Origin of the sequence: Terrirhizobium terrae, from assembly GCF_030323265.1 — a bacterium.
Lineage (GTDB): Bacteria > Pseudomonadota > Alphaproteobacteria > Rhizobiales > Rhizobiaceae > Neorhizobium.
This window is the reverse complement of sequence record NZ_CP104992.1, coordinates 1756082-1768469: the sequence shown is the minus strand read 5'-3', so window position 1 is coordinate 1768469 and position 12388 is coordinate 1756082. Positions and strand designations below refer to the sequence as shown.

11 protein-coding genes and 2 pseudogenes are annotated in these 12388 nt (G+C 62.3%); 6 read left to right on the top strand and 7 right to left on the bottom strand.

The genetic code is table 11. The features are described from left to right. Nucleotides 1–54: 54 nt before the first annotated feature. The 3 genes from N7E02_RS16325 to N7E02_RS16315 form a co-directional block, all read right to left on the bottom strand. A complete protein-coding gene (locus N7E02_RS16325; RefSeq protein WP_286583251.1) occupies nt 55–294 on the bottom strand; it encodes a hypothetical protein in 240 nt (79 codons plus the stop codon). 102 nt (nt 295–396) lie between these two features. Further along, complete coding sequence (locus N7E02_RS16320) at nt 397–606, bottom strand: hypothetical protein (RefSeq protein ID WP_286583250.1); 210 nt, start codon at nt 604–606, stop codon at nt 397–399. Nucleotides 607–731: 125 nt separating this feature from the next. Continuing rightward, on the bottom strand, nt 732–914 hold the full coding sequence (locus tag N7E02_RS16315; protein WP_092995568.1) for a hypothetical protein: 183 nt from the start codon (nt 912–914) through the stop codon (nt 732–734). Nucleotides 915–1245: 331 nt separating this feature from the next. Between N7E02_RS16315 and N7E02_RS16310 the strand changes: the two are divergent. The 3 genes and pseudogenes from N7E02_RS16310 to dnaJ all read left to right on the top strand — a co-directional run. Then, nucleotides 1246–3465: pseudogene (locus tag N7E02_RS16310) on the top strand (transglycosylase domain-containing protein); the annotation flags it as partial. A gap of 584 nt (nt 3466–4049) precedes the next feature. Continuing rightward, nucleotides 4050–5954 carry a molecular chaperone DnaK gene (gene dnaK / locus N7E02_RS16305; RefSeq protein ID WP_286583245.1) on the top strand — a complete coding sequence of 635 codons (1905 nt, stop codon included), beginning with the start codon at nt 4050–4052 and terminating at the stop codon, nt 5952–5954. A 92-nt stretch (nt 5955–6046) separates the two neighbouring features. Then, nucleotides 6047–7182, top strand: a pseudogene (gene dnaJ / locus N7E02_RS16300) (molecular chaperone DnaJ). Nucleotides 7183–7273: 91 nt separating this feature from the next. Here the strand turns inward: dnaJ and N7E02_RS16295 are convergent. Beyond that, the gene (locus N7E02_RS16295; RefSeq protein WP_286583243.1) at nt 7274–7477 is read right to left on the bottom strand and encodes a putative antibiotic biosynthesis monooxygenase; all 204 of its coding nucleotides are present in this window, start codon (nt 7475–7477) and stop codon (nt 7274–7276) included. A gap of 249 nt (nt 7478–7726) precedes the next feature. Here N7E02_RS16295 and N7E02_RS16290 point away from each other — a divergent pair, with 249 nt between their 5' ends. Beyond that, on the top strand, nt 7727–8344 hold the full coding sequence (locus N7E02_RS16290) for a TetR/AcrR family transcriptional regulator (RefSeq protein ID WP_286583241.1): 618 nt from the start codon (nt 7727–7729) through the stop codon (nt 8342–8344). Between the two features lie 12 nt (nt 8345–8356). Here N7E02_RS16290 and N7E02_RS16285 read toward each other — a convergent pair whose 3' ends face one another. Continuing rightward, nucleotides 8357–8941: a LysE family translocator gene (locus tag N7E02_RS16285; RefSeq protein WP_286583239.1), complete on the bottom strand. Its 585-nt coding sequence runs from the start codon at nt 8939–8941 to the stop codon at nt 8357–8359. A gap of 241 nt (nt 8942–9182) precedes the next feature. On the opposite strand from N7E02_RS16285, the gene N7E02_RS16280 reads away from it, so the two are divergent. Beyond that, nucleotides 9183–10331: a low temperature requirement protein A gene (locus tag N7E02_RS16280; RefSeq protein ID WP_286583238.1), complete on the top strand. Its 1149-nt coding sequence runs from the start codon at nt 9183–9185 to the stop codon at nt 10329–10331. On the opposite strand, the gene N7E02_RS16275 is transcribed toward N7E02_RS16280, so the two are convergent. Next, complete coding sequence (locus tag N7E02_RS16275; protein ID WP_286583236.1) at nt 10332–10538, bottom strand: SlyX family protein; 207 nt, start codon at nt 10536–10538, stop codon at nt 10332–10334. Continuing rightward, nucleotides 10531–11064, bottom strand: a complete 534-nt coding sequence (locus N7E02_RS16270) for a cupin domain-containing protein (RefSeq protein WP_286583234.1) — start codon at nt 11062–11064, stop codon at nt 10531–10533. The genes N7E02_RS16275 and N7E02_RS16270 overlap by 8 nt, the downstream gene beginning before the upstream one ends. Nucleotides 11065–11244: 180 nt before the next feature. On the opposite strand from N7E02_RS16270, the gene recF reads away from it, so the two are divergent. Next, nucleotides 11245–12375 (top strand): DNA replication/repair protein RecF, encoded by a 1131-nt coding sequence (gene recF, locus N7E02_RS16265; RefSeq protein WP_286583232.1) that lies wholly within the window; start codon nt 11245–11247, stop codon nt 12373–12375. Nucleotides 12376–12388 lie beyond the last annotated feature (13 nt).

Below are 12388 nucleotides of genomic sequence, written 5' to 3'. Positions count from 1 at the left end.
CCCGGAATTGACCGGCCGAAAATCCAGCCGAGCCGGGCGTCGGTTGCTTGACCATTAGCGCCAGCGGCCTGAGCGCGATGCGGAGGTGGCGCCAAGTAGATAGCCGATCGCCAGTCCCACAAGTCCCACGGCAACGACCGCGGAACCGGTTGCTGTTGGATGATCGGCCGCGTGGGCGGCAACCATGCCGGCCTCGTCCTTGGCCCTGGCGATCGCCGTTCTCGTCCTGGTCGAGACTCGTTCGTCTTCGTCCACGTCGCCGGTAAAACCTGCTGTCAGGGATTTCTTGGCCATGTTCTTCTCCTCGGTCTGGAGAAGACAATCCCGCGCGGCGTGAGATGTTCCACACAGCCCGCTGATCCGCGCCGGACGAAAAGCCCGACGCGGAAATATCGATTATTCCGTTGCCTTCTGGCCTTCCTTGGCGGTTTCAGCCTGCTGGCCCGCCTGTTTCAACTCCGCTTGGGCCGGAGTTGTCGCAATGCTTGCGGTGGTGAACTCCTTGTCCACCTCGTTCGAGGCCGTGACCTTGTGACCGGCGCATTCCGCAAGGGCTGCGGATGACGTCAGGCCGAGCACGGCAGCGACGATGAGAACTGTCTTCATGTCATTCTCCTTTCGCTTGTTGCGTGAAAAACAATGGCATGCCGCGGCGGATCGCCCAAATCACGAATGCGCGTTCGCGGCCGGGTTGCATTCTCTCATCGACGGGATCCGGCCATGCCATTGGCTCAGATCATTTTGGCAAGAACGTCTCGACTGACGAATATATCCGTCCTGCCCGCTTCATGTTCCGGATGGCTGAATTCGAAATTCGACCTCTCGACCATCTCCAGTGCCTGCTTGATGGTCATCAGGCCGATCGGGGTGCGCCGGTCGCCATTACGCACCACAGCTTCGACGATCTTATGCATTGCTCCCTCCCTCAGGGCCTCCATGCAAAAGCTGCGCAAGCTCCTCTCTCGCGCAGCATCGGATGCCAAGTCTCACGTCTTCTTTATTTCAGTATTTACTCATATTACCAAACCCGGAAACCCTTGAAAAGGCCCGTATTCGCAGGGTTTCCGCTTCCTTACAAAACAGTTCATTCGATAGTCCCTTCCACCCTTTACCAACCGTTTGCCTTTTACACCTCCTTAAATCGCCGCATTTAGAGTCCAGCGAGGGCTTCTGGGAGCAGAGGGCCACAGACTGTTGTCGGGATTGTTTCCCGACACGCGAATATTACGGGGACCGCCGGCCCATATGGCAGCCAAGGGCAGATCAGACAGACGCGTCGAACCTTCCTTCGAAGATGAAGTGGAAGACGACGAAGAATTTCGCCTGGATTCCGACGATCGTATCGGCGGCCAGCGGAAGACGTCGAAGCGCGCGCGGTCCGAACCCAAATCCCAATCCCGCTCCGAAAACAGCCGGCGCGACCGCGGCAAGCCGGCCAAGGCTTCCAAGCGCAAGGATCGTCGCGATGACGGCGGCGGCGGACTGTTCGCGCCATTGCGTAGGCTCATCTACTGGTGCGTCGTGCTCGGCATATGGGCCGCGATCGGCGTCGGCGGTCTGGTGCTCTATTACGGCGCGCAGATGCCTGCCGCGAGCACATGGTCCATTCCCGATCGCCCGCCGAACATGAAGATCACCGCGATCGACGGCTCGGTCATCGCCAATCGCGGCACGACCGGCGGCGAGGCTCTGTCACTGGAACAGATGTCGCCCTACCTGCCGCAGGCGGTCATCTCGATCGAGGACCGGCGTTTTTATTCGCATTTCGGCGTCGATCCGTTCGGCCTTGCCCGCGCCTTCGTCAACAACCTGACAGGCCAGCCGATCCAGGGCGGCTCGACGATCACCCAGCAGCTGGCGAAAAACCTGTTCCTGTCGCCCGACCGCACCTTCGAGCGCAAGATCCAGGAAGTGCTGCTCTCCTTCTGGCTGGAACACAAATTCAGCAAGGACCAGATCCTTGCCATGTACCTGAACCGGGTGTTCTTCGGTTCCAGCGCCTATGGCGTGGAAGCAGCATCGCGGCGCTATTTCAACAAGTCTGCGCAGGAGATCAGTCTCGGTGAAGCCGCCACGCTTGCGGGCCTTCTGAAGGCGCCGTCGCGCCTGTCCCCGGCGCGCGACCCGGAAGCTGCGAAAGAGCGCGCCAAGGTCGTGCTCGGCACGATGCGCGAAGAAGGCTACATCACCGACAGCGACTACAATACCGCGATGGCGCAGCCGCCGGCCAAGGCCAAGAGCTACTGGTCCGGCCCGCAGCACTATGCCGCCGACATGGTGGTCGATGAGGTGAAAAGCCTGATCGGCGAGCCGAAGGTCGACGTGACCGTCGAGACGACGATCGACACGCGGCTCGAAGACGCGGCCAGCAAGTCGCTGAACGACATTCTCGACAAGGAAGGCAAGAAGCTCAACGCCTCGCAGGCAGCGCTGGTCTCCGTCGACGCAACCGGCGCGATCCGCGCCGTCGTCGGCGGGCGCGACTATGCCGAAAGCCAGTTCAACCGTGCGGCCAAGGCCAAGCGCCAGCCGGGCTCGGCCTTCAAGCCTTTCGTCTACGCAGCAGCGCTGGAAGGCGGCTACACGCCGGACACGATCGTCAACGACGCGCCGGTTCGGATCGGCAACTGGACGCCGGAAAATTACGAGAAGGAATACAAGGGGCCCGTGCCGCTGTCCTATGCGATGGCGCATTCGCTGAACACGGTCGCAGCGCAGCTCGTCATGGCTGAGACACCCGAAAAGGTCATTTCGCTCGCCCATCGCCTCGGTGTCGATTCCGATATTCAACCGAATGCCTCGATCGCGCTCGGCACGTCGGAAGTCTCGCTGGTCGAGCTGACTTCTTCCTACGCCTCCTTCATGAACGGTGGCTACAAGGCGACGCCGCATATCGTGAAACGGATCACCGATCCGGACGGCAAGGTTCTCTACGAAGCCGACTACAGCAACCCACCGCGCGTTCTCAGCGAACCGGTGGCGGCGGCGATGAACAGCATGATGAATGGCGTCGTTAACAGCGGCACCAGCCGCGCCGCACGCCTCGACGGCTGGCAGGTGGCCGGCAAGTCCGGCACGACGCAATCCTTCCGCGATGCGCTTTTCGTCGGGTACACGAGCATCATGACGACCGGCATCTGGTTCGGCAATGACGACGGCACCTACATGAAGAAGGTGACGGGCGGCGGCCTGCCGGCCAAGGCCTGGAAGGAATATATGACAACGGCGATGCACGGCTACAGCCCGACGCCGCTTTTCGGCTTCAGCGACGGCCTGGCGCTGCCGCCGGCGACGGAGCAGGAACAGTCGCCCTCCACTTCGATCGGCGACATCATTTCCGGCATCATCCCAGGCTCTGGCCAGCAGCAGGGCTATCCGTCCCAGGACGCGTTCCCGCCGGCGCCGGCAGCACCCTCTCAGCAGGCATCCCCACAGCCACAGGTTCCGGGCCGGATCCCCGACAGATCGGAGGCCGCGCTGGAACAGCCGACGCAGCGGCGCGGCAACCAGCAACCCTACCCCGAACCCGCTCGCGCAATCCCCTGCCCCTATGGCGACAACGCGGTCTGCAATAACGGTGGCGACACTGCCCGCTATGACAACCGCCCACCGCGCGACTACCGTGACGGCGGTTACGGCGGCGGCAATGTGCGTGAGGAGCAGGGCAGCGGATATCGTGATTATCGCCAGTATCGCGGCCCGTACGATGCAGGCGGACCGGTGCCTCCGGGTGATGTCGGCGGCGGTATGATGCCTCCCGCGGACGTCGGTCCGGACGGCGGCCATGTCTACCAACCACAGCAGACGCGTCGCACGACGCTTCTCGACGTCATCATGGGCCAGTAGCCCACCGAAAGAGGCAATCGAAAAAACGCTATTTTTTGCTGGAAGGCAGGCGATTTCCTGCCTTGCAGTCCGAAAAACCCGTCCTTATATACGCCGCATGACCGCAGCCGATGCTGCGACAATGCAAAGACCATCCCAGTCGAGGAACTGTCACCGGAACGCCTCTCGGGGTCCAGACGGTTCGCTTAAAGGAGAGAGAAGAAATGGCAAAAGTAATTGGCATCGACCTCGGAACCACCAACTCCTGCGTCGCCATCATGGATGGCAAGGACGCAAAGGTGATCGAGAACGCCGAAGGCGCGCGCACCACGCCCTCCATGGTCGCATTCACTGAAGACGGCGAACGCCTCGTCGGTCAGCCGGCCAAGCGCCAGGCTGTGACCAACCCGACCAACACGCTCTTTGCAGTCAAGCGCCTGATCGGCCGCCGCTTCGAAGACCCGACGGTCGAAAAGGATAAGGGCCTCGTCCCCTTCGACATCGTCAAGGGCGACAATGGCGACGCTTGGGTCAAGGCTCACGACAAGTCCTATTCCCCCGCCCAGGTTTCCGCGATGATCCTTCAGAAGATGAAGGAAACCGCTGAATCCTACCTTGGCGAAAAGGTCGAAAAGGCCGTCATCACCGTTCCGGCCTACTTCAACGACGCCCAGCGCCAGGCAACCAAGGATGCCGGCCGCATCGCGGGTCTTGAAGTTCTGCGCATCATCAACGAGCCGACCGCTGCTGCCCTTGCCTATGGCATGGACAAGAAGGACGGCAAGACGATCGCCGTCTACGACCTTGGTGGCGGTACTTTCGATATCTCGGTTCTGGAAATCGGCGACGGCGTCTTCGAAGTGAAGTCGACCAACGGCGACACCTTCCTCGGCGGTGAAGACTTCGACATGCGTCTCGTCGAATATCTCGCAGCCGAGTTCAAGAAGGACCAGGGCATCGACCTGAAGAACGACAAGCTTGCCCTGCAGCGCCTCAAGGAAGCTGCCGAAAAGGCCAAGATCGAACTGTCGTCCTCGCAGCAGACCGAAATCAACCTGCCGTTCATCACGGCCGACGCTTCCGGTCCGAAGCACCTGACCTTGAAGCTGACCCGCGCCAAGTTCGAAAGCCTGGTCGACGATCTCGTCCAGCGCACCGTCGCACCGTGCAAGGCAGCGCTCAAGGATGCTGGCGTCACCGCTGCCGAAATCGACGAAGTCGTTCTCGTCGGCGGCATGAGCCGCATGCCGAAGGTACAGGAAGTCGTCAAGCAGCTGTTCGGCAAGGAGCCGCACAAGGGCGTCAACCCGGATGAAGTCGTCGCACTCGGCGCCGCCATCCAGGGCGGCGTTCTGCAGGGCGACGTCAAGGACGTTCTGCTGCTCGACGTGACCCCGCTGTCGCTCGGCATCGAGACGCTGGGTGGCGTCTTCACCCGTCTGATCGACCGCAACACCACGATCCCGACCAAGAAGTCCCAGGTCTTCTCGACCGCGGACGACAACCAGTCGGCCGTGACGATCCGCGTGTCGCAGGGCGAGCGCGAAATGGCTGCAGACAACAAGCTGCTCGGCCAGTTCGACCTCGTCGGCCTGCCGCCGGCACCGCGCGGCATGCCGCAGATCGAAGTCACCTTCGACATCGACGCCAACGGCATCGTCCAGGTTTCGGCCAAGGACAAGGGCACCGGCAAGGAACAGCAGATCCGCATCCAGGCCTCTGGTGGTCTCTCCGACGCCGACATCGAGAAGATGGTCAAGGACGCCGAAGCCAATGCGGAAGCCGACAAGAAGCGTCGTGCGGGCGTTGAAGCCAAGAACCAGGCCGAAAGCCTGATCCACTCCAGCGAGAAGTCGCTTGCTGAGTATGGCGACAAGGTTACCGAGACCGACCGCAAGGCGATCGAGGATGCCATCGCAGCCCTGAAGGCCTCCGTCGAAGCTTCCGAGCCGGATGCAGACGACATCCAGGCCAAGACCCAGACCCTCATGGAAGTCTCCATGAAGCTCGGCCAGGCCATCTACGAGGCCCAGCAGGCTGAAGGTGCTTCCGAAGAAGGCGGCAAGAACGACGATGGCGTCGTCGATGCCGACTATGAGGAAATCAAGGACGACAAGAAGTCCGCTTGAACGGGGTCCGTTGACGGACGCCCCAAGATAGTCGACTAAGAAATCCGGCTGCCTTGTGCAGCCGGACTACGTTTCCGGAGCCGGTTACCTGAATGGCCAAAGCAGACTTTTACGAAACCCTGGGTGTCGGCAAAACCGCTGACGAGAAGGAGCTGAAGAGCGCCTTCCGCAAGATGGCCATGAAGTACCATCCGGACAAGAATCCGGGTGATGCCGAGGCCGAGAAGAAGTTCAAGGAACTCAACGAAGCCTATGAGACCCTAAAGGACCCGCAAAAGCGTGCGGCCTATGATCGTTACGGCCACGCGGCCTTCGAACAGGGCGGCATGGGCGGCGGTTTCGGCGGCGGCGGCTTCGGCGGAGCCCAGGGCGGCTTCTCCGACATTTTCGAAGACATATTCGGCGAGATGATGGGGGCGGCCGTGCGCGTCGTTCCGCAGGCGGCCGCGAACGCGGTGCCGATCTTCGCTACAACATGGAAATTTCGCTGGAAGAAGCCTATACGGGCAAGACGGCGCAGATCCGGGTCCCGACCTCGATCACCTGCGACGTGTGTTCCGGCTCGGGCGCCAAGCCCGGCACGCAGCCGAAGACCTGCGGCACCTGTCAGGGCTCGGGCCGCGTACGCGCCTCCCAGGGCTTCTTCTCGGTTGAGCGCACCTGCCCGACCTGTCATGGCCGCGGCCAGACGATCACCGATCCCTGCACGAAGTGCCACGGCCAAGGCCGCGTGACCGAGGAGCGTTCGCTTTCGGTCAACATCCCGGCCGGCATCGAGGACGGCACCCGCATCCGCCTGCAGGGCGAAGGCGAAGCCGGCGCCCGTGGCGGCCCGGCTGGCGATCTCTACATCTTCCTGTCGGTTACGCCGCACGAGTTCTTCCAGCGCGACGGCGCCGATCTCTATTGCGCCGTGCCGATCTCGATGACGACGGCAGCGCTCGGCGGCACGTTCGATGTCGGGACCCTGGACGGTTCCAAGTCGCGCGTGTCGGTGCCGGAAGGCACCCAGGCCGGCAAGCAGTTCCGCCTCAAGGGCAAGGGCATGCCGGTTCTGCGTTCGTCGCAAACGGGCGACCTCTATATCCAGATCGGTATTGAGACGCCGCAGAAGCTGACCAAGCGTCAGCGTGAGCTTTTGCAGGAATTCGAGGAAATCTCGTCCAAGGAGAACAATCCGGAATCGACCGGCTTCTTCGCTCGGATGAAGGAATTCTTCGACACCTGATCAGCGCGACATCGCTGCGAAATTGAAAGCCGTCCGATGAGACATCCTAACGGGCGGCTTTTTCATGCGCAGGATTGCGGAATGCCGGGGTTCACGCCCGTTGTCGGCGCGGCATGGGCAGGCCCGCGACGAACCAGCCGAAATGGCGGTTGACCGTGGGCGAGACGAAAAAGACGATCGAGAACACCATGATCGGCGCGATCACCAGCGTCCGGTGCCAGATCGCCCAGTTCGCCGTCAGCGGCATGACCACATAGAGCAGCAGGGTGATGATCGGGTAGACCGCGACCACCATCAGCAGCGCGAGATCTCAGCTTTGACGGGTTCGGGCGCGGTGCGGGGCTCGGCGGCAGTTCCAGTTCCGCCTCTTCCAACATTTCGACGAGTTCTTCTTCCTCGGTTGCCACATGTTTCGGGGAATTGCTCATGCAGGCCTCCATAGAAACGGATCGTTTCGTTCACATGATCGATATAACGAAACGCGCCGTTTCGTTCAAGCGATAAATTTGCTATGATTGCTGCCGAAGACTGATGGGAGGATGACATGACCGGCAACACGGCTGAGATGCGGCGCACCTCGATCGGCTCGCAGCGCAATCCGGCAAGCCAGGAAGCCATCCTACAGGCGGCCGAAGACATCCTGGTCGAGGGCGGCTTCGGCGCCTTCTCGATCGAGGCGGTGGCACGGCGGGCCCATGCGGGCAAGCCGACAATCTATCGCTGGTGGCCGAGCCGTGCCGCCCTGCTGCTCGACGTCTATCAGCGGCAGAAATACGATGCGTCTGGCACCAACACGATCGCGCCCGATACCGGCAGTATCGAAGGCGATGTCTTTACGCTGCTGAGCGGGCTGTTCAATTACTGGTACACCGGCCATGCTGGCGACGTGTTTCGCTCGGTCATCGCCGAAGCGCAGTCGGACCCGACCACCCGTCAGGCGCTCGCCGCCTATATGGAGGACCGCTACGACCAGGGCGGCGAGATGTTCCGCCGCGCCAAGGCGCGCGGCGAGGTGGCCGGCTGGGTGGAACCGAAACTCGCCATGGAGGTCGTCACGAGCTTTGCCTGGCAGCGGCTGCTGACCGACCGGCTGGACGAGGATCCCGGTCAGCTCGAAGAAGCCGTCCGGCTGATCTGCATGGGCTTTAAGACGAGAAAGTAGCGGAAGCTCGCCTCAAGCCAGCGCCTGAAGCGAGGAGCTCGCAAGTACCATCGCGAAAAGCAGCAGGCAGGCGGCCGCTACCCTCCGGATCACAACCGGCTTGAGCGCAAACCCACCCGTGCCGCGCATCAGTTGACCGAACAGGATCCAGCCATTGGCAGCGCAAAGCACGAGACCGGCAAACAGGATGAGCCAACGCAGCAGCGCGAACGGATCACCATCGGGAATGATCACCAGCGCGATGATCAGCGCCTTGGGATTGAGCACCGTCGTGACGAAGACCTGGCGGACGGAAATCTCCTGCGCCTCCTCCGCCGGCTTTTTCGCCGAAGTCCACAGCCGGACACTGAGATACAGAACCCAGGCGACCGCCGCGCCCTTTGCGGCAAGCGAGGCCTGCGGATAGGCCTGGAAGAAAGGCGCCGCAAGCGTCGCGACCGGCACGATCACCGCCAGATAGCCCGCGAGTTCGCCGCCGATCAGGGGCAGCGCCCGCAGCCAGCCACGCGCATAACCGCCAAGCGCCATCAGCGTATTGGTCGGTCCCGGCGTGCAGAGGAGAAGAAGGATCGCGAGGGCGAACTGCAGAACTGTCACGATCGAAATATCCCCTTTGGCGATATCGGCAAAATCCGACCGTCAAGCGCTAGCAGCTTCGCCCGAGGCTGACTTGACGTCGGTCAATCCGGCACGGGCGAAACAATCGCAAACCGCCCTCCCCTCCTTTCATAACTGCGCCCTACATAGATGCCGGATCACCGGACATTACGCCGGCAGGGCAGAGGGATATGAATGGCCGCGACGGACACGGACAGCAAGCATCACTGGCTTCGCCGGGATGACCACAGAATCGACGAAGGCAAGCTTCCCGGAGCTGTTCTTCGACCTCGTCTTCGTCTTCGCGCTGATCCAGCTCTCCCAAACGCTAGCTGCCGACTTCTCCTTCGGCATCGCTTTCGACGCGCTGATCTTCATCTTCGCGCTCTGGTGGGTGTGGATCCACACGACATGGGTGACCAACCTGCTCAATGCCGAGATCGTGCCGGTGCGGCTCCTGCTGTTCGGGCTGATGTTCCTCGGCGTCGTCATGGCGATCGCGCTGCCCAAGGCCTTCGAGGAGGCGGGCATCGTCTTTGCGCTCGCCTATGCCTTGATGCAGCTCAGCCGCTCGCTCTTTGCGCTCTATGCCTTCAAGGGCACCGATGACGCCTCCTTCATGACCTTCGTGCGCATCACCGTCTGGCTGCTCGTGTCGGGCGCCTTCTGGATCGGCGGCGGCCTGGTCGGCCCGGAAAGCCGGGCGCTGTTCTGGATCATCGCGCTCGCCATCGAATATGCGGCGCCGATACTCCGCTACTGGCTTCCCGGCATCGGCGCATCACCACCGGAAACGCTCGACGTCAATGGCGAGCATCTGGCCGAACGCTGTGCGCTTTTCGTCATCATCGCGCTCGGCGAGACGATCCTCACGACGGGCAAGACCGTCTCCAGCCACGCAGATGGCGGGGCCATCGTCTTCATCGTGCTGGTCGGCGCTTTTCTAGCCACCGTGTTGATGTGGTGGATCTATTTCCACGAGGGCCAGGAGAAGGCCTCGGAAACGGCGGAGGAGACGAGCGAGCCGCAGACCACCGCCCACCATCTCTTCACCTACGGCCATCTGCCGATCGTCGCCGGCATCATTCTGGCCGCCGTCGGCGAGGATTTTTCGATTACCCACCCCCATGAAAAGGGCGCCTTCAACCACGCGCTCGCCATTCTCGGAGGGCCGATCCTGTTCCTGGCCGGCACGATGTGGATGAAGATCGTCGCGTCGCGCATGGTACCATGGTCGCACGCCGTCGGCATCGCGCTCGCCGCCGGCTGTTTCCTGGTCGTTCCCCATGCCGAGAACGTGACCATCCAATTCCTCGCCGTCGCCATTCTCTTCACCGTCGCGCTGTGGGAATATGTGGCGCTGCGCCACTTCCGGCGGGATGCGGCCTGATCAGTAATGCGGCGGCCGGGTGATCGCAGGGGCGTCCAGGGAGCTTTCCTCCAGCGTGAGAAAACGCTCGGTCAGCCGATCCAGCTTGGCGCGGGTCTGCTCCACCACCTTCCACTGCTCGGCCAACTGATCGGACAACTCCTCGATCACCTTGGCCTGGTGGGCAGCAAGCTCTTCCAGCTGCACCAGTCTCGTCTCGTCAGTCATTCTCATGCTCCTTGGCCGTCTTCCATTGCCGCACTACGTCCGGCAACCCGTCGTGATCTCCGAGAGGACGCAGCGGCGCGTCATCCCAGTAATCCGGACGGCCCGCCTTCTGCGCAGGGTTCTTCGGGTAAACTATGCGGTTTTCGTCCTTGTTGGCTTCGCCCACCACCAGCAGGCACACATCCCCGTCGCTATTGTTGATGAAGCTGTGGGCGATGCCGGTGCCGGCCGGAAAGCCGACGGAATCGCCGGGCTTCAGCGGGTGCAACACGCCATCCAGCCAGACATCAGGCCTTCCTTCGATCACGTAGACGAATTCCTCTTCGTGGCTTTCCGCATGGGGAAAGGATGAACGACGGCCAGGTGGCAGACGATGGTGATGGATGCCGAGCTTGGTCAGGCCGAAACGCCGGGCAAGCGACGCACTGAAGCCCATCGGCTCGTCATCGCCGCTATAATGCCTTTCCGTCTGATTTTCCAACTCGCTCCAGTGGCGAATGAAGTCCGGGCGCTGCGGGTCTGTCATAGGAACCTCCTTCCGGCTCTCTGAGAGGGGGATAATATCACGAGCCACCTAGCTAAAGCTAAGTGCCGATTTTGTTGGCGAGGGTACGGCACCCCACAAACCCTCCCCACTTCAACACAAGCCTTGCCATCGCCCTCCATAATCCTTAGCTCCTTGGCCAACGACAAACCGCAGGCCCCGATGGCGCAGAAAACTTCCCTTACCCGGCTGAAGCTCACGGATTTCCGCAATTATGCGGCGATCTCGCTTACGCTCGACGGCCGGCATGTGGTGCTGACGGGCGAGAACGGTGCCGGTAAGACCAACCTGCTCGAGGCCGTCTCCTTCCTGTCGCCAGGCCGCGGTTTTCGCCGCGCCGTGCTGACCGACGTCACCAAGGTCGGGGCCGATGCCGGCTTCACCATCTTCGCCGATGTCGACGGCATGGATGGCGAAGTGGCGATCGGCACCGGGATCGAGCCCGGCGATGGTGAGAGCGTTAGCCGCAAGGTCCGCCTCAACGGCACGCCGGCTAAATCGACGGAAGAGCTGTCCGATCATCTCAACGTGCTCTGGCTGACGCCTTCCATGGACGGGCTCTTTACCGGTTCGTCCTCTGATCGGCGGCGCTTCCTCGACCGGCTCGTCCTGTCGCTCGATCCGGCTCATGGCAGGCGCGCCAGCGATTTCGAACGCGCCATGCGCAGCCGCAACAAGCTTCTCTCCGAGGGCCGTTTCGACCCGGCCTGGCTGACCGCGATCGAGGCGCAGATGGCCGAACTCGGTATCGCCATGGCCGCTGCGCGGCATGAAATGCTCGGCCTCTTGCAGACACTATCGGCAAATTCGGACGAAACGCCCTTCCCGACCCCGGTGCTCGCGCTTGAAGGGTTCATGGACGGCAGCATGGATCGACCGGCCGCCGATCTGGAGGACCACTATCTCGAGATGCTGCGCAACGGCCGTGGCCGCGACGCCGCCGCCGGCCGCACGCTCGAAGGCCCGCATCGTGTCGACCTGCTCGTCCGTCATGGGCAGAAGGACATCGAGGCGGCGCGCTGTTCGACCGGTGAGCAGAAGGCCCTGCTGATCGGCCTCATCCTCGCCCATGCCCGGCTGACCGCGGACATGACCGGCTATGCCCCGATCCTGCTGCTCGACGAGATCGCCGCCCATCTGGACGAGGGCCGGCGGGCGACCCTGTTCGACCTCGTCGATGGTCTCGGCGGACAATCCTTCATGACCGGCACCGACCGGTCGATGTTCTCGGCGCTCGGCGATCGGGCGCAGTTCTTCACCGTCAGCCACGGCAGTGTGACCGCGGATACCTAATAAGGCCGATACC